Below are 17,856 nucleotides of genomic sequence, written 5' to 3' on the forward strand. Positions count from 1 at the left end.
AGTTATCCGTGTAATCAATCAGCGAAGCTTCCGATCCTCGCTATCGGAAAGTGCGGTCTTCGCTGCTGTCATGCCTGATACGATGAACTCCGCAATATCGCCCATCGAGTTGTAAAACGGACCCCACAAGGATCCACACTCCCCAACTGCATAGAGACCGGGAATCGGCTTGTCCTGATGATCGAGAACACGTTGCCCCGCATCATGTTTCGGTCCACCGTGGGTATTGAGGTACGTCGGCAGCATGGGTCCGATCGCGTAGTACGGCCCCTCGTCGTTGAGCGGCACCAGGAACGTCTCGCGTCCGAACTCGGGATCGGCATTCAGACGGCACTGCTCGTTATAGCGCTCGACCGTCTCACGAAGCGCCTGAGGATCGAGGTGACCTGCCTTGGTCACGCCCGGGATTTCCGGCCATTGGCACTTCAACGCCAATTCTTCGAGCGTATCGGCCTTGATGATCAGACCTTCTTCGAGTTCCTTGAGGTTGTCCTGGCTCCACGGCGGCACGCGCGAATTCAGCGTGGTCATCGCCGCCCCACCGGCCCGAACCTTTTCGTCGAAGATGTGGAATGCCGGCACGTTGGTGAATTCCGGAATGCCCGGCGTCGTTGCTAGCCATGTGTCGCGATTCGCCAACCCGTGTTGAACGACCGACGTGTCGATCGTTTCGTTGTGGAAGCGCTTCGCCTGTCGGTTCACCCACAGCAGACTGCCGCCGTCCTTGAACGCGCCCGACTTGTAGCCGAAACCCGCTACCTTGTTAAGGTCATACGTGACGTAGACGTACCCTTCCTTAGTCTTGATGCCCATGTTGAGCGGGCCTGCCACGGCGTTCATGTGCCACAACTGGGCACCGACTTCCTGTGCCATGCGGATGCCGTCGCCGGTCAGATTTGGGCTGCCCAGGAAATAGATCGGGCATGCGGTGAGGAACTGCTTGCACATGGCCTCGTTCGCTTCGAAGCCACCGCTGGCCAGCACCGTTGCCTTGCGACCGCGAATCGTGATCGTCGTGCCATCTTCGCGTTCGGCTTCGACACCGAGAATCGCACGCGTCACCGGATGCTGAATCAGACGCGTAACACGCGTGCTGTACTTGACACGTGCACCCGCCTTCTCTGCTTGAGCCGAGATCGCGTTATAGAGACCTGCGCCGCCTGGCGCGGCCACGACGCTCATACCCTTGATGCTCTCGGCACCCGGAGCGCCCGCGAACTCGGGAAAGAAACCCGGGGCCGAGAACGGCTGCGGGTTGTCTTTGAGCGGCAATTCCAGTTTGTGCTGGAACGCAGGTATGTCTTTGAGACTTGAGACGAAATGACGAAGAACGCTCTCCTCGGTCTGACCTGCACACAACCAGTTCAGATACTTGAAAGACTCTTCTTCATCGACGGAGGTCATGATCAGACCACCCGCCACACAGACCGAGTTACCGCCACCCTGCGCACCCTTTTCGAGGATGAGCACGTCAGCGCCCTGTTCGGCGGCAGCGAACGCGAACGTTGCGCCCGCACCGCCATAGCCGACCACAACCATATCGGCCTGTTCATCCCATCGGGGCTCGGTCCAGTTCACTTCCATCTTTTCGTTATCCATCGTGTCTCTAAACATACCGGCGCGGGTTGAGCTGCTTAGGCTGCGGGAGATGCTGCCTGCTCGGCTTCTTCCTTCGTGCGAAGGCCGTCATAAATCTCGTTGTAACGCAGCACCGGCTGATCCATCGCCAGCATGATCATCTTGCGGCCCGGCACCTTCTTGATCATTGCCTGCTGCGCTTCGATGATTGCCTTGTCTTCGGCGAATGCCGCGTCGGCGATTCCGAATGCGTGTTCCTTCAGATCGGCGTGCTCATGATCCGGACCGAAGTTGTAGAAGAACATCGATTGCGTATCGTTGATCGGCGTAATCATCTGGCACGTGCAGCGACGGAAGATCGGTTGCTCGTTTGGCTTACCGTCGACGAAACGATTTTGAACGCCCGGTGCGAAGGAGTTGATCTTCAGAATGAAGACGCCCGGCACCAGGAAGGTGCTGACCACGTTATCGTCGGAAGGCAGATCGAAATACGGGTTCGTCGGCCGGCCCATGTGCCAACGATCGGCGACGACGCCACGTTCGAGAACCGTCGTGCCGCGCTTGGTCTCGCCATCCTTCTGAACCTTCAGCGACACCTTGTTATTCGCACCGAACGTCGATTCGTGAATGAACGGTGCGTGCGACAGGTCGAGCAGGTTGTCGGCCACCAGTTCTGCATTGCCGTTCATGACGAACTTCGAGCAGACCATCGAGTACGTGTCGCTATCCGGACCTTCGATCGGCGGAATCAGTGCGACGTCGGCCTTTGCCGGGTCACCCATCCAGACCCATGCGGCACCGTGCTTTTCTTCGATCGGGTAGCTGCGCACGCAGACCTTCGACGAAATCCGCTCCTGGCCCGGGATTTCGGTGCAGCGACCATCGGCAGCGAACTTCAGGCCGTGATACATGCAGCGCAGTTCGTCGCCTTCTTTGCGGCCAACCGTCAGCGGCGCCAAACGGTGCGGGCACAGGTCTTCCAGAGCGACGAGCGTGCCGTCGTCCTTGCGATAGAGCGCCAGCGGTTCGTCCATCACGGTGAACGGGACGATGTCGGTAGCCGAGAACTCGCTCGACCAGCCAACCATGTACCAACAGTTCCGAAGGAATTTCATTTGATGTCTCCTCAGAGAGAATCGAGAACGGACAAATCGAGCGTATTGCCTGACACATGCGGTACAGCCGACCCAACTTGCCCCGGATCGGATCTACCGCGCTCGATCGCCGAAAGTATTCAATTGGGTATTCTTTATCTTATCTTGTAGCACCGCTCGACAAGACTCGGGGATACCCTTAAATGCGAGAATCGGCGTCCCGCTTTTTCTTGTTGGAACGCCGTATCCACGTGGGCGAATATCAGCTGAAGTACACGCGTTCAGCGGTCGTGTGCAGGACCTTCCGCTGATCTGCTTCAGAGAGCGACGACACTGAATCCTTTGCCAACTGAACCATGTCCTTGTACTCACCCTTCGACTGCGCGATGTCCGAACCCCACATCACGCGGTCGGCTCCGAACGACCGGACGACACGCTCGACGACGGGCGCTGCCGGCAGCTCGAGTGCCTTCAGCTTGCTGAGGTTGATCATCGAGTACAGCAGGTAGACGTTCGGCGAGTCGACGAACTTGAGCAGCGCTTCGTCCACGCCGTAGTCCGGTGCACCCGATTCGCCGACGATGTTCGAAAAGTGATCGAGAATGACTGGCGTGTTCGGGAATTGCTTGACGACGTCTCGAAGCGCTTCGAGCGCGGCGACGCGATTCCAGCGGTAGAAGTGCAGGCGCACCGAGCCGCCGAAATCCGACACGGCCGACCATGCACGCATGGCTTCTTTCGACGCGAACCAGCTCGAGTCCGCGCCCTTGTGCGGCTCCGTCAGACGAATGCCGACCGAGCCACGCTGGCCAACCCAGTAGCGCACGGTTTCTTCCACGTTGTCGGCCAGTGCATCGATCATGCACAGCGACCGCAGACGATCGGGATATTGCTCTGCGGAGTCCACCACATAGTCGTTGTGGAAGCCGTAGAGGTGAGCGCGCTGGACCGCGAGCGCCTTCTCGACACCACAAGCGTCGAGCAGGTCGATCAGGCGTTCGGCCGTCACCGGGTTGTCGAATGCGTTGGCTTCGAGCGTGCCGCTCAACGGCGACGGCGGATATTTCTCCACGTTCGTGGAAATCAGGTGGGCGTGACTATCGATCATGACGTTACCTTCTCTGTAAAATTCGATATCAACAAACGGTAGGGCGTTATTTCCACGGATCGACACAGACGTGGATAGCGCCTTCGACGCCACGCCCGGCCGTCGCCAGGATCGCTTGGTGTGTCTGTGCGAGTCCGAAGGTGTGCGAGCACACCTCGTCGATCGGATAGCGGCCCGAACCGATATAGCGCAGTGCCAGTTCGACAGCCGCATAGCTACGGCCACGCGGTGCACGCACCGTCAGATAGCGCTTCTTGATCTCGCCGATCGGCACGTGCTGTTCCAGGCCGTTCAGGCTCAGGTAGGCGCCCTTCGCTGCCAGCGCGATCGCCTGCTTGACGATTTCGCCTTTGGGATCGCCCGTGGTATCGACAACGACGTCCACGCCACGGCCCTTCGTGATACGCATCACTTCGGCTTCGAGGTCTTGCGTCTCGACATTGATCGCGTAGTCGGCGCCAAGGCGCAGCGACAGATCGAGACGAGTCTGGTCACGCGTCATACCCGCGAGAATCACCGTGTACGAGCCAGCGGCCTTTGCCGCCAGCACGCAGCCCAAACCCTGCTGGCCAGGGCCGAAGACGAGCACGACCTTGCCGGGGCCTGCGCCACCGTCAAGACACGCCCACTGCACGCCGTTGCCGAACGGCACGGCCAGCGTCGCATGCGTGGCCGGCATGTCGTGGGGAATCTTGTGCATCACCGTGTTGAGCGGCATGTGCATGTACTGCGCGTAACCGCCCCACAGATGCGGCGGCTTGTTGGCGGTGGACATGCCGAATCGATCGGTATTCAGACGATCCTTCACGTTGAAGAAATCGACTTCCATGCACAGACGGAAATCGCCCTTCATACACCACTCGCAATTCCAGCACGGCAGGTATTCATGGAGAGCAACGCGGTCGCCGGGCTTGACGCCCCACCGCTTAGCCGCGATTTCGCCAACCTCTTCGATCGTGCCGACGTTCTCGTGGCCCATGATCACCGGAACGTGACCGGCCTTGCGATACAACTCGGGATCGCTGCCACCGACGCCGCTGGCTTCGATGCGCAGAATGCCGGTCTCGGGGCGCACTTGCGGATAATCGAATTCACGCAATTCGGTGGTCTCGACATCCGTCTTAACCGCGGCCAATACCTTCTTCGTCATGTCTGTCTCCTACTAGTTTTTCAATCTCAGGCTTTCGAAAATACGCGCAGGGCGGTGCCGCCAAAGATCGCGTCGAGATCGTCATTCGTCAGTCCCGCGAGTGCCTGACGCGTGAGTTTCAACGCCAGACCATATCCCTCGCGTGAACTCACGACGGGGAAGTCAGAGCCCCACATCAAACGATCAGCGCCAAACGCGCTAACTGCTTCGTGTAGGAGCGTAGGATGGGCATCACCAAACGGCCGGCCCTGCTGCCAGGTTTTCGAATCGCGAGGCAATAGTTCGCCAAGGCCCGGTACTTTCAGCATCACGTTGGGGAACGCCGCGAGTTTGAACACCTGGCGGCGCAGGGCCAGCGCTTCATCCGTTGAAGCCGGCGTGCTGGTGCCGCCAAGATGCTCGAGGACAATCGTCGTACCCGGCAATTTGGTGATCAATTCAATGAAGCCCGGCGCGTTGAACGCTTCAGCAGATCCAACGCAGCTCACTGGCAATCCCGAGGCCTGGATACCGCGCCAAGCCTCGGGAAGGCGACCGTCGTCAAGACATGCCGATGGTCTCAGTCGAATACCGCTGGCACCAGCACGGGCCAGCGATTCGATCGTTTTCGCGACGTCCGGGTCCTCGACATCGACCCAGGCCACGCTCGACAGACGGCCGGGAAATCGTTTGACGCATTCCTGCTGATACCGGTTATCCGTCTGTCCAATCATCTGCGTGAGCACGGCATGGCCAACACCGTATTCATTCATCTGATCGAGCAGCGTCTCGACGGGCTCATACCAATGAGGCGATACGTGAGCGTGGCTATCGACGATCATGCGAACCTCAGGCCTTCAGAGCGACGTCCGGGTTGAGGGGCACTTCTTCCTTCCACGTGCGGTCGTTCGGGAAGATCACTGTCGAAGCGTGAATCTGATTCCACGGAATCGTGTTCGTCAGCACGCTCGGCAGTTCACCGCTTTGTGCATACGCGCGTGCCGAACGAATCATCTGGCGACGCCATGCGACGACCGCGACGTCCGACGTGCCGAGGTGTTCCTTCGTGCGGTCGAGGATGCGGCCCTGCGTTTCGCTGACTGCGTGGTCTTGCGTCAGGATGCCCTTGATGCCCGACATCGACGAGGTCTTCATCGCCTCGCGGTCCTGCTTGTACCAGTTGTCGATGTTGAGTTCCTTGCGGAAGTTTTCGTCGACCCAGTGGCCGCCTTCCTGGATGCGATATTCGATATCGACCGGCTGCGTTTCGTCGAAGAACCACTGGATGTGCCACGTCGATTCGTCATCGCGCGGAACGAAAGCGTTGGCCATGCGGCGATTCTTACGGACGCCGAAGCCATCGGGCGGGATCAGCGTGAAGAACGGCAGAATCACTTCCGTGACGCGGGCGTGCAGCTTGCCTTCTTCCCGGAAATTGCGGACGCCGGCGTAGCGCAAACCGTACAGCGTGTATTCGACTTCGATCTTCGGACGCAGATCGCGCTCGTGTTCGTACTTCGCCGGCGCCGACCACGGCTGCTCGCGGTGAAGGACACCCGCGTGTGCCGAGTCGATCGTGCCTTCGACGGCCTGAGCGTAGTTGCAGTCTTCGAGAACCTTGAACGCTGCGACCTTTGCTGCCGGGTACGACAGGAAATCGAAGTCGGGGAACTGCGGAACCTTCGCCGGGTCGCCCATGTACGTCCAGATCACGCCAGCGACTTCACGCACCGGGTACGCGATCGCCTTGATACGCGAGCACAGCTTCGAATCTTCCGGCTCGGTCGGGGTGTCCATGCACTGGCCATCTACCGCGAACTTCCAGCCGTGGTACAGACAACGCAGACCGCCTTCCGAGTTGTCGCCCAGCGCGAGCGATGCACGACGGTGCGGGCACTGTTCTTCGAGCAGGCCGACCTTGCCGTCGCTGTCGCGGAACGCCACGAGATCTTCGCCCAGCAGACGCACGCGCTTGGGCGCACCACCCGGCTCCTGAATTTCCGATGCGAGCAGCGCCGGAATCCAGAATTGACGAATCATGTCGCCGTTCGGGGTGCCTTTTCCTACTTGAGTCAGAACGTCGTTGTCTTCACGGGAAAGCATGTTTGCTCCTAATCTCTTATATGTGAATTTGCGTGGGAGACCGAAATCCCCCGTCGGCCTTAAACGAGTGCGACCGCTTTTAGCAGTCGCTCGCGAGCGTCTACGGTGTTACTTTCGTTGCCGATCAGGTCGTGCGCTTCGATGACCAGATTGCGCAGCGCCACGAGGTTCTGCCCTTCGGCCGAGTTCGCGGCATTCCGTGCTTCCGCAGCGATATCGTTGTCGAGCAGTCGCCAGACTTCGTCCAGTTCGGACTCGCGATAAATCATCTGTTCGAACGTGCGCGAGTTCTCCACCCGTTCGATAATCTGACGCAGCGTTTCCGGCGAGTAATCCTCGATTGAATGAAGATCATCCACGTTCATTGGTAACTCCTATTTCTTAGGACCAGGGCCGAAGTTCGAAGGCGGCAGATCGAGTGCCTGACGTCCATAACTCGTCAGTGCGCTGTCCCACGTGAATGCGAAGTGCTGCGCGGCCGAATTGACGTCGCGCCAGATTCGTTGGAGGTCCGACGCGTTATAGATGCTGGTGCCACCCGCGGCTTCGAACAAACTGTTGGCCGCACGACGAGCCGTTTGCGCCGAATATGCCCAATCGCGGGAAATGCGCGACCATTCGAGCGGCGTCAACGACTTTGCGCTTTCTGCTGTGTCAATGCGACGTGTGTCTTCGAGAATCAACGCATAGGCGGCGTCGAGATCCGCCGTCGCGTGTGCGAGACGTTCGATCGTTGCGGACTGCTCTGCCATCTGGTCAGCCGGCATTGCCTTCAGACGTGGCGCCAGACCTTCGGTGAATGATTTGATTGCCGCGCGTGCCATGCCCAGGGGCGCACCGATCAGCGAGAACGGCGTGACATTATGGAACGGCATCCGGTAAATCGGAGCGCGCATGGCATCGGCGCCTTCGACATTGCCCGTCATCATTTCCTTGACGGACACCGAACGGTGTGCCGGGATGAACGCTTCGGCGACCTTGATCGTGCGGCTGCCGGTGCCACGCAAGCCTGCGGTGTGCCAGTCATCGACGATTTGGATGTCCGAGCGCGGGATCACGAAGAAACGCGGTTCGGGCGGGCCGTCTTCGCGCTGCACCGCATTGCCGACGATGACCCACTCCACGTGATCGATACCGGAGCAGAAACGCCCTTCACCGTTCACGAGTTTGTAGCCACCGTCGACTTCGGTAATCGTGCCGCCGAGGCGGAACACCGTGGCCGTCAGAGCGTGGCCTTTGCCCAGCACGTCTTGCTGTGCTTTCAACGGGAACAGGTTCAGCATCCAGCTGTGACCGGCGAGCACGCCGAACACCCAACCGGTCGAACCGCAAGCCGACGCGATTTCTGCCGTGACTTCGACGAGCGTCGTGAAGCCCAACTCGGAACCGCCAAACGACTTCGGCGTGATGATGTTGAAAAGACCCGACTCACGTAGTGCGTCGATGGTTTCTTTCGGCACCACGCGATCGCTTTCGGTCTGTTTGACACGTGAACGAATCACGTTGTGCAAACCGCGAGCAATAGCGAGGGCGTCCTCGTGACTAGCAATACGGCTCAAGGCGTTCTCCTGTTAGGGCTTGCTGCGCCGCGCTCGAGGAACCGGCGCGCAGAATAGTTTTTGTTTAGCCGCTGTGGCCGGGTCAGTGTTCGTTGCGGCCGTAACGACCTTCGACGTTCATGCGTTCCTTGGCATCGAGGAACCAGCGGTAGTGACCACCCTTCGAGATCGGCGGCACGTCTTCCGAGATCGCGTACCAGCTTTCTCCGTCGTTCTCGGTCGCGTAAATCTCGCCCGTCGCGGTACCGGCGATGAGCATGATCCTGTCGTCCCACTGATAGAGGCCCATGCCCTCGATGTTGCCGATGATTTCCTTGGGCAAACCATTACGCATATGGTCCCAGGTGACGCCACCATCGGTGCTCTTGAGAACCGTGGCATCCGCTGACTTCCGTGCACCCCAGTCACGCGGCGCGTTGCCCGGCCCACCGAGATACAGCACGTTTTCGTTGCGGGGATCGATGAACATCGCGTCGGGATAACCGATGAGGTCTTGACGCGTCATCAGGTGCACCCACGTCTCGCCTGCGTCTGCGCTGTAGTGCAGGCCTTCGCCGCCGCACATGAACATCTGCCGGGGATTGGACGGACGAATCAGCACGCGGTGGTTGTCGTGATAGAACTTGTCGTTTTCCGATTCGTAGCTACGCGGCTCGGTCCATGTCTTGCCGTCATCGACCGTCTTGAGCAGCGCGCCCTGTTCGATACAGATATAGAGCGTCTCCGGTTCGGCCGGATGGAACGCGATGTTCTTCACGTGCGCGACGTGCGGGGGCGGGGGGAACGTCCATTTGTCCTGGTCCGGCACCGTCATCATCTCGGGGATTTCGACCCACGTCGCACCCAGGTCGTCGCTGCGATAAAGCGCGGACGGCTCCGTGCCCAGGAACAGAACGATACGGCCATCGCGCTCCTGTTGCGCCATCGTGTAGATATGCGTGCTGTTCAGCCCGTTGTTGGCCGGTTCCCACGTCAGCCCGAGGTCCTTGCTGACCGACAGACTGCCTTGGCCGTGTGCGCCCGCGAACAACAGACCCGCTTTCGGCACGTAGAGCAGCGCGCTGACGTGACGATCTTCCAGCGCCTTGCGCGTGAGCTTCCACGGCGCATTGGCGTCGGCACGCTCGAACACGAGCATGCCGCGAATAGTGGCGACCAACAGCGTGGTTGCCGCACCCTCACCGTACGTGACGGTTCCACCGTTGGTGGTCAGAACTGCGATCATTTCTCCTCCCTAGGGGAATACCCCGTGTGATGTCGCCTGTTTTCCTCAGAAACGTAGTCGCTACAGCTTCCGCCAGACTCTGCGCCGAAGAGGCTTTGACTTTTTTCTGGTCAGGCCAAATAATATGCAAAAAAGAATTACGCGTCAAACGGCCCACGGAACTTTCAGTGCCCCGTGATTCTGACGTCAGAGGTCTTTAAACAAGGAAGCGTGATGTGTGATTCTTGCGCGCCGTTTGCGCGGTTCCCCGCGTTCTACGATTTTGGAGGTGACATGAGTGAACAACTGAATGAAGTGATGACCCTGCGTTTGACGGCGATCAACTATCTCGCCCGGAACACGCTGGCCTTCACATTCGAAGACCCCGAGGGCAATCTGCTGCCCGGGGCGGAACCGGGCGCTCACGTCGGAGTCGTTTTGCCGAACGGTCTGACCCGTCAGTACTCGCTATTGGAATACAGCAACAGCCTGACACAGCGTTCGTACGTGGTCGGCGTCAAACTCGATCCGCAGTCGCGCGGCGGTTCGCGCTATATGCACGAAACGATGCGTGTCGGCGATCTCATCCAGGTCGAAGCACCTCGCAACAATTTCCCGCTCAATGAAGATGCCGCGCACACCGTCCTGGTCGCCGGCGGCATCGGGATTACACCTATTCTGTGTATGGCCCGTCGTCTGAAAGAGCTCGGCCAATCGCCGCGTATCTATTACTCGTGCCGTGAACGCGTCGACGTCGCGTTTGCCGAGGAATTGAAAAGCTTCGAAGGCGCGCTGGTTCACGTCGATGCCGAGGCCGGCACATTCCTCAACATCGCGGACGTCGTCAAGAACGAACCGTCTAGCGCTCACTTCTACTGCTGCGGCCCCGGCCCGATGCTCGAGGCGTTCGAAGCCGCGTGTGCATCGCTGCCTCAGGAACAGGTTCACGTCGAATACTTCTCCGCGAAGCAGGAAGCCGCGCTCGATGGAAACTTCGTCATCGAATTGCGCAAGAGCGGAAAAACCCTGACGGTCCCGCAGGGCAAGACGATTCTCAACGTCGTGCGCGACGCGGGAATTCCCATTTCCTATTCCTGTGAAGAAGGCGTGTGCGGCGCGTGTGAAGTCCGCGTGCTCGAAGGGCAGCCGGATCACCGCGATGCCATTCTGTCGGAGCCCGAAAAGGCTGCGAACAACACGATGATCATTTGCTGTTCTGGCTGTAAGGGCGACCGTCTCGTCCTCGATCTGTAAGTAGAACACCGGGCGACGACGTCGCCCACATCTCACGTTAAGTCAAGGAGACAAGTAAGTGATTATCGATTGCCACGGTCACGTCAGCGCGCCCGCCGAACTCTGGGTCTACAAGGCACACATCCTCTCGCATCGCGGCGAGCATGGTCGCAGGATGCCGGAAGTGACGGACGAAGAGATCCTGCACTACGCCAACAAGAAGGAAATGGCGCCGGTCGGCCATCTCGACATGCTCGATCGCGTGGGCACGAACGTCCAGCTGCTGTCGCCGCGGCCGTTCCAGATGATGCACAGCCAGAAGCCGGGCAAACTCGTTCACTGGTTCACCGAAGAAACGAACAACATCATCTCGCGCACGGTCAAGCTGCTGCCGAAGCGCTTTATCGGTGTCGGCGGCCTGCCGCAAGTTGCGGGTGACCCGATCGAAACCGTGCTGCCTGAACTCGAACGCGGCGTGAAGGAACTCGGCTTCAAGGGCGTGCTGCTCAACCCCGATCCGTTCGAAAACAGCGGCAGCGAAGCTCCGGGGCTAGGTGAGCGCTACTGGTATCCGCTGTACGAAAAGCTGTGCGAACTCGACATTCCGGCGCACATCCACGCTACGGGTTCACATTCGGCTCGCTCGCCCTACACCGTTCACTTCATCAATGAAGAAACCATCGCGGTGTTCAACCTCGTCAACTCGAACGTGTTCAAGGACTTCCCGAAGCTGAAGATCATGATCTCGCACGGCGGCGGCTCGATCCCATATCAGATCGGTCGCTTCCAGTCGGGTGCCGCACGCGCGGGCCGCAACTTCCTCGAAGGTATGCGCAATCTGTATTACGACACCGTGCTCTACTCGGAAGAGTCGCTGCGCCTGCTGATCAAGACCGTGGGTGCCGATCGCTGCCTGTTCGGTGCCGAGTGTCCGGGCGTCGGCTCGGCGATCAATCCGGATACGGGCCGCACGTTCGACGACATCAAGCCGTACATCCAGGGCTTCGACTGGCTGTCGCAGGAGGAGAAGGACAAGATCTTCTTCGGCAATGCCCGCGACTTCTTCAAGCTCGACCTCGCGGATTACGAATAATTCCCGGCGCCAACAGGACTCGAAACCATGGCAAAAATCGTACTGGGAATGGGGACATCGCACGGTCCCATGCTCGTGACGCCGCCTGAAACCTGGGGCGCTCGTGTACCCGATGACCGACTGAGTAAGCATCACTTCGAGGGCCGTGAGTGGTCCTTCGATGAACTCGTCGATTATCGGCGTGACGAGAACCTCGGGAACCAGATCACGCTCGACGTATGGAAAGCCAGGCACGCCCAGTGTCTCGCGGCTATCGAGGAGATGGCGCGGGTTCTCACCGAAGCGAAGCCGGACGTCGTTGTGATCGTCGGCAACGATCAGATGGAAATCTTCGATACCGACTGCATCCCTGCACTCAGCGTGATGTGTGGCCCGACGATCGTGAACAACATGATCAGCCACGAGAAACTTCAGACGATGCCCCCGGGTGTGCGTCACGCGATGCCGGGCTATATGCCGGATACCGCGAGTTACTCCGGCGTTCCCGAACTCGCGAAGCACATCATCAAGACCGCGATGAACGATCAGTTCGACGTCGCAGCCCTTCAGCGTCTGTCGGAAACCGAAACGCCGCACGCGTTCGGGTTCGTGTTCCGTCAGTTGATGAAGGATCAGGTGATCCCGACCGTGCCGGTGCTCGTCAACACGTTCTACCCGCCGAATCAACCGACCGTTGCCCGCTGCCACGCGTTCGGTCGCTCGATCGGTCGCGCTATCCAGTCGTGGGACACGGATGCACGCGTTGCCGTCATCGCCTCGGGCGGTCTGACGCACTTCGTGATCGACGAGCGCGTCGACCAGTTGGTCCTGAGCGCGATGAAGAACCATGATTTCTCGCCGGTCTTCGAACTTGATGAAGCGATCTTCCAGGCAGGCACGTCGGAAATCAAGAACTGGATTCCGGTCGCTGGCGTGATGGACGAAATCGGCTTCGACATGACGGTGGTCGATTACGTGCCGTGCTATCGCAGCGAAGCCGGCACCGGCAACGCGATGGGTTTCGTCTACTGGAAATCGCCGGACCAGCAATAAGGATTAGCAAAGATATGAAAAGCAAAGACGAATACGTCCACCGCCTTCGGCGATTGGACTGCTGTGCCGTCTCGGATGCGCTGGACAAACTCGGTCTGACCGGTGTCGTCAGCGGTGTTCAGCAGGCTTCGGGCACGAGGCGGATCGCAGGTCGCGTGATCACGATGAAACTCGGTGTTGGCGATCCGCCTCCGGGCCCGCCGCGTCACCTCGGCACCACCGCGATCGAACTCGGCGGCGCCGACGACGTGATCGTTGTCGAGCAGCGCACGGGCGTCGAAGCCGGTTCGTGGGGCGGCATCCTCTCGTTGGGCGCCAAGGTTCGCGGCATCGCTGGCGTGATCGCCGACGGCCCGGTCCGTGATATCGACGAATCCCGCGAGATGGATCTGCCGGTGTTCGCGAACGCGTTCACCGCCCGCACTGCCCGCGGTCGCATCGTCGAGAAGGGCGTCAACGTTCCGGTCGAGGTCTTCGGTACCGCCGTCGAAGCCGGTGATTATGTGATCGCCGACAGCAGCGCGGTGGTCTTCATCAGCGCGGCCAACGTTGCACGCGTGATCGAAACCGCCGAGTCGATCGTGGCCCGTGAAGCCCTGATGGCGAAGGCTGTACTGGCAGGCACCCCCATCCACGAAGTGATGGGCGGCAACTACGAATTCATGCTTAAGGATTAGTCATGTCCGAAATCGAACAAGACAAAAACGTTGCTCGTGCAGCAAAACTCGAAACGGCAACGCTAAGCGACGCTCTCGATCGTCTGGGTCTCAACGGCCAGTGCAGCCGCATCAAGCCCCGTGACCCGTCCTTCCGCATGGCGGGTCGTGCATTCACGATCCTCTACGGCCCGGCTGCTTCTCCCGCAGGCACGGTCGGCGACTTCATCGACGACGTGCCGCCCGGCAGCGTGATTGTTCTCGACAACGGCGGTCGCACCGATGCCACCGTTTGGGGCGACATCCTGACCGAAATCGCACACCGTCGCGGCATCGCCGGCACGGTGATCGACGGCATCAACCGCGACGTCCATCTCTGCCTGTCGCTCGGTTACCCGGTGTTCTCCAAGGACAACTGGATGCGCACTGGCAAGGATCGCGTGCAAGTCGAAGCCACGAACGTGCCGGTCAACATCGGCGACGTACGTGTTGCTCCGGGTGACCTGCTACGCGGTGATGCCGATGGCGTTATTTCAATTCCCAAAGAACACGAAGAGCGTGTGCTCGCCGCTGCGGAAGAAATCGACGCAGCAGAAAGAGCCATTCGCGCAGCAGTCGCGTCGGGCATGCGCCTCGACGAAGCGCGCAAGCAGTTCAAGTACCATCAATTGCAAACGCGCACCACCGGGAGCAAAGCATGACCGGTCCGCGCTTGAACCCAGCAGAGACGACACGAGTCGACATTCAACGTCCGGATACCGAACTAATCAAGTCGGCGGGCAAACTGCCTTCTGCCACGCTGCATGAAGCGGCTGGAAAGATCGGTGCGCTGCCGGCTGCAATCCACCCTGTGGCACCGGGTTTCAAAGTGTGTGGCCCTGCTGTGACCGTCCATTCGCCGGGTGGTGACAACCTGTGGTTGCATCGGGCGATCTACGCCGCACAGCCGGGCGACGTGCTGGTCGTGTCGGTCAGCGAAGCCTATGAGCATGGGTACTGGGGCGAGATCATGTCAACGGCCTCAAAGGTTCGCGGGCTTGCAGGTCTCGTCATTAACGGGTGCGTTCGTGATCAGCGACTGCTGTCCGAGATCGGGTTCCCCGTCTTCGCCCGAGGACTTTGTATCCGCGGCACCGGAAAAGATTTTGGCGCTCGCGGCTGGATCAACGCACCGATCCGACTCGACGACGTGACAGTTAACGCAGGTGACCTGATCGTTGGCGACGAAGATGGTGTCGTCTGCATTCCGCGCGAGCAGGTCGCAACCGCTATCGCCGCGTCGGAAGCACGTGAGGCCGCGGAAGCACAGCAGTTGAAACGGCTCGAGGCAGGCGAAAGCACGCTCAGTATCTTCGGCTGGGACCAGTAACCAGCTAAGAGGTGCGAGTCTCTCTCACGGGCGGCCGTCTTTGGGACGCCACCCGTGTTTCTTTTGGTGTCACCAAATTTTGATGACCTGGGGGCGCAAATGAGCATCGAAGAATCTGAATTTAGGCGCGCCATGCGCAGTCTCACCGGGCACGTGTGTTTGATTACCACCGGTTCTGACGCTGACGGTCCACTTGCTGGTATGACAGCAACCGCCGTGACTTCCGTGAGTGCTGCGCCCCCTATCCTGCTCGTCTGCATCAATCGCGCGAATTCCTCGTTGGCACACGTGCAGGCGACCGGTCATTTCGTCGTCAATGTGCTAGCGCGCAGCGAGCAGGAATTGGCACAACGGTTTTCTCGCCCTATCTCGCCTGAGGAAAAATTCCAGGCCGGCACGTGGAATCGCATCAGGACCGGCGCCCCGGCGTTGGCCACGGCGATGGTGAATTTCGATTGCAGCGTCGAACGTATCGTCGAGATCGGCACGCATGCCGTAATTTTTGGCCACGTGTTGGGAACCGCCATTAATACGGACGCAAAGACGCCGCTACTGTATTCGCAGGGCTCCTATGGTGAATTTCAAACCAATAAGGCCGTCGATTTCCACGACATGCTTTGGATCTCGAACTGGGGGTCCGACTAATTTAGCAATTTGGCAGGAGTCTTCGCGTGGGCGTCAAATGACAAGCACGTTGCGCGATACCGGCTGTAGATGAAAAAAAGGGGCACCGTCGGCGCCCCTTCTATCGATCAGGTCTCTCTGGCCGCAAGCACCGCCATCAAGCCGCTCAAAACAATTGATCGGCCCTTTTCGTAAGTCGCGAGCAGCAAGTCTTTATCCTTACTCTGCAGCGCCTTCACCAACCGCGCCTCGATATTCGCACTGCGGTGTTCAGGGTTCGCTGAGATATCTGCGGCCAATGCACGATAGCGATCGGTCAACCGCATCAATCGCAGCACTTCGCGCTTAAGCACCTTGTTCGGTGACAGATCGAAAATCATGTCGTGGAATGCGCGGTGTTGCTCGATCCAGCCTTCGCGATTACCCGCACCGAGCAAATGCTCCAGATCCGCGAGCATTGCCTTCAGTTGCTTCATCTGCGCGGGCGTCGGCCACTCGATGGTCATCAGCAATTCGGCTTCAAGCAGTTGCCGCATCCGATACAGTTGCCGCGCTTCGTCGCTCGACAGTTGGGCGACAAAGAACCCACGATTTGGATCGTGTTCAATGATGCCTTCAGCGGCCAGCAGTTTCAGCGCCTCACGCACGGGCACTCGGCTAATTCCGAAGCGCTCGGCAAGATCGGACTGTCGTAGTTGGAAACCGGGTGCAAGCACTCCCCGGTTGATCAGTTTGCGTGTCTCTGCCGCTACCTGAGCCGGAAAATCACTGCCGTCCAGTTCCTGAAGTTCGCCGGAAGTCACTCGGCCTAGGATCGCAATCGTATTCATTTTCGTATTATATCTCAGAATATCCCGACGCAAACGTCAACGTCAACGACACGTCGCAGCCGGCCCTTGGCCCGGACGCTCGCCGCCCTGCGTGTTGCCTCGGGCTCGCGAATTTCACCCTGGGTATTAGGTAGGTGCTTAACTGTATTTGCCGGTGCTCGACCGGTCAGACAATGTCAGCGAAGATGTCGCCCGTTCCCGATCGGGGGAATGATGCTTTCAGGTCGCGAACAGCCAAATGAACGGACACCGTCTGCCGAGTTAAGTGCTGCTCTACAACTTAACCGACGATTCCAATACCGTTTAGCATTTTATGTTGGCTTTGCTTTCAAATGCAATTCTCGAGAGACGCATCCGATAAGGAAAACTACGTTTGCGCCAAATCAAATAGTCCACATCCGCCATGTTGGCAACGCTATTGAACACGCAGGGTTTGAAGCGCACCTCGCAAACTCGGAAAAGGCTGCATAAGAAAACGGCCGCGCTGCAAAAAAACAGCGCGGCCGTCCGCTTCCGCCATTCACCAACTCATTTCCACAGCGTGCGGCCAAAGAACGTCAGCGTGCGATCCCACGCCTGTTGCGCCCAGACCGGATCGTATTGCGTCTTCGCAATGCGGCCCGACCCAACCGCCGTTTCGTTCGCGAACGCGTGACGCGCCAGATAACGATGAAACTCGATGTCGACCTTCGCGTCGGTGAGTTTCTTTTCGAGCGCGTCGACGGTGTCGGCGGCGAAGAACTCGTCCTGCTGACCCCAGTGGCCCATCACCGGAACCTTGATCTTCGACGCGTCGATATAGTCGAGCGGCGGGAAGCCATACCAGACGACGCCGGCCGCCAGTTCGGGCACGTTGCACAGCGCGAGAAACGTCAGCGCGCCACCCATGCAATAGCCGGTCACGCCGACCTTCGCAGCGTGCTGCTGCAGATACTGGACCGCGCCGCGCACATCCTGCGTTGCGGCATCGCCGAAATCGAGGCCGCTCATCAGATGGTTCGCCTCGTCCTCTTCGACCGTCGACTTGCCGCGATACAGATCGGGCACGAGCGCAAAGTAGCCGGCTTTCGCGAGGCGATCGGCGACGCCGCGAATCTGGTCGTTCAAGCCCCACCATTCCTGGATCACGACGATTGCGGGCGCGCCGGCGGTTTTTTCCGGCTTCGCGAGATAGCCCTGTAGCTGCTTGCCGTCCGGACGGTTGAACGTGATCATCGAACCTGCGTGTTGGGTCATCGGTCGCT

18 protein-coding genes are annotated in these 17,856 nt (G+C 59.4%); 7 read left to right on the forward strand and 11 right to left on the reverse strand.

Going from position 1 to position 17,856, the window contains the following annotated elements; all coding sequences use genetic code 11:
• Nucleotides 1-18: 18 nt before the first annotated feature.
• The 9 genes from G5S42_RS10825 to G5S42_RS10865 form a co-directional block, all read right to left on the reverse strand.
• A complete protein-coding gene (locus G5S42_RS10825) occupies nt 19-1,599 on the reverse strand; it encodes an FAD-dependent oxidoreductase (RefSeq protein ID WP_246391933.1) in 1,581 nt (526 codons plus the stop codon).
• A 35-nt stretch (nt 1,600-1,634) separates the two neighbouring features.
• The gene (locus G5S42_RS10830; protein ID WP_246391935.1) at nt 1,635-2,693 is read right to left on the reverse strand and encodes a Rieske 2Fe-2S domain-containing protein; all 1,059 of its coding nucleotides are present in this window, start codon (nt 2,691-2,693) and stop codon (nt 1,635-1,637) included.
• Nucleotides 2,694-2,934: 241 nt separating this feature from the next.
• Complete coding sequence (locus G5S42_RS10835) at nt 2,935-3,780, reverse strand: amidohydrolase family protein (protein ID WP_176106745.1); 846 nt, start codon at nt 3,778-3,780, stop codon at nt 2,935-2,937.
• Between the two features lie 46 nt (nt 3,781-3,826).
• On the reverse strand, nt 3,827-4,930 hold the full coding sequence (locus G5S42_RS10840) for a zinc-dependent alcohol dehydrogenase (protein ID WP_176106746.1): 1,104 nt from the start codon (nt 4,928-4,930) through the stop codon (nt 3,827-3,829).
• 26 nt (nt 4,931-4,956) lie between these two features.
• A complete protein-coding gene (locus G5S42_RS10845; protein ID WP_176106747.1) occupies nt 4,957-5,751 on the reverse strand; it encodes an amidohydrolase family protein in 795 nt (264 codons plus the stop codon).
• A gap of 7 nt (nt 5,752-5,758) precedes the next feature.
• A complete protein-coding gene (locus G5S42_RS10850) occupies nt 5,759-7,012 on the reverse strand; it encodes a Rieske 2Fe-2S domain-containing protein (protein WP_176106748.1) in 1,254 nt (417 codons plus the stop codon).
• A 59-nt stretch (nt 7,013-7,071) separates the two neighbouring features.
• Complete coding sequence (locus G5S42_RS10855) at nt 7,072-7,377, reverse strand: hypothetical protein (protein WP_176106749.1); 306 nt, start codon at nt 7,375-7,377, stop codon at nt 7,072-7,074.
• Between the two features lie 9 nt (nt 7,378-7,386).
• Nucleotides 7,387-8,571, reverse strand: a complete 1,185-nt coding sequence (locus G5S42_RS10860) for an acyl-CoA dehydrogenase family protein (protein ID WP_176106750.1) — start codon at nt 8,569-8,571, stop codon at nt 7,387-7,389.
• A gap of 82 nt (nt 8,572-8,653) precedes the next feature.
• Nucleotides 8,654-9,796 carry a WD40/YVTN/BNR-like repeat-containing protein gene (locus G5S42_RS10865; protein WP_176106751.1) on the reverse strand — a complete coding sequence of 381 codons (1,143 nt, stop codon included), beginning with the start codon at nt 9,794-9,796 and terminating at the stop codon, nt 8,654-8,656.
• 273 nt (nt 9,797-10,069) lie between these two features.
• Here G5S42_RS10865 and G5S42_RS10870 point away from each other — a divergent pair, with 273 nt between their 5' ends.
• The 7 genes from G5S42_RS10870 to G5S42_RS10900 all read left to right on the forward strand — a co-directional run bounded on the left by G5S42_RS10870 (nt 10,070) and on the right by G5S42_RS10900 (nt 15,803).
• A complete protein-coding gene (locus G5S42_RS10870; RefSeq protein ID WP_176106752.1) occupies nt 10,070-11,029 on the forward strand; it encodes a PDR/VanB family oxidoreductase in 960 nt (319 codons plus the stop codon).
• Nucleotides 11,030-11,087: 58 nt separating this feature from the next.
• Nucleotides 11,088-12,101 (forward strand): amidohydrolase family protein, encoded by a 1,014-nt coding sequence (locus G5S42_RS10875; RefSeq protein ID WP_176106753.1) that lies wholly within the window; start codon nt 11,088-11,090, stop codon nt 12,099-12,101.
• A gap of 27 nt (nt 12,102-12,128) precedes the next feature.
• Nucleotides 12,129-13,133: a DODA-type extradiol aromatic ring-opening family dioxygenase gene (locus G5S42_RS10880; RefSeq protein WP_176106754.1), complete on the forward strand. Its 1,005-nt coding sequence runs from the start codon at nt 12,129-12,131 to the stop codon at nt 13,131-13,133.
• Between the two features lie 14 nt (nt 13,134-13,147).
• Nucleotides 13,148-13,810, forward strand: coding sequence for an RraA family protein (locus G5S42_RS10885; RefSeq protein WP_176106755.1), 663 nt, complete (start codon nt 13,148-13,150; stop codon nt 13,808-13,810).
• Between the two features lie 2 nt (nt 13,811-13,812).
• Complete coding sequence (locus G5S42_RS10890; RefSeq protein ID WP_176106756.1) at nt 13,813-14,490, forward strand: RraA family protein; 678 nt, start codon at nt 13,813-13,815, stop codon at nt 14,488-14,490.
• Nucleotides 14,487-15,158, forward strand: coding sequence for a 4-carboxy-4-hydroxy-2-oxoadipate aldolase/oxaloacetate decarboxylase (locus tag G5S42_RS10895; protein ID WP_176106757.1), 672 nt, complete (start codon nt 14,487-14,489; stop codon nt 15,156-15,158). The genes G5S42_RS10890 and G5S42_RS10895 overlap by 4 nt, the downstream gene beginning before the upstream one ends.
• Before the next feature lie 99 nt (nt 15,159-15,257).
• Nucleotides 15,258-15,803, forward strand: a complete 546-nt coding sequence (locus tag G5S42_RS10900; RefSeq protein WP_246391938.1) for a flavin reductase family protein — start codon at nt 15,258-15,260, stop codon at nt 15,801-15,803.
• Nucleotides 15,804-15,910: 107 nt separating this feature from the next.
• Here the strand turns inward: G5S42_RS10900 and G5S42_RS10905 are convergent, their stop codons facing one another.
• Nucleotides 15,911-16,612, reverse strand: a complete 702-nt coding sequence (locus G5S42_RS10905; protein ID WP_176106758.1) for a GntR family transcriptional regulator — start codon at nt 16,610-16,612, stop codon at nt 15,911-15,913.
• Between the two features lie 528 nt (nt 16,613-17,140).
• Nucleotides 17,141-17,848 carry a dienelactone hydrolase family protein gene (locus G5S42_RS10910; RefSeq protein WP_176106759.1) on the reverse strand — a complete coding sequence of 236 codons (708 nt, stop codon included), beginning with the start codon at nt 17,846-17,848 and terminating at the stop codon, nt 17,141-17,143.
• Nucleotides 17,849-17,856 lie beyond the last annotated feature (8 nt).

The organism is Paraburkholderia youngii (assembly GCF_013366925.1).
GTDB classification, from domain to species: Bacteria; Pseudomonadota; Gammaproteobacteria; order Burkholderiales; family Burkholderiaceae; genus Paraburkholderia; species Paraburkholderia youngii.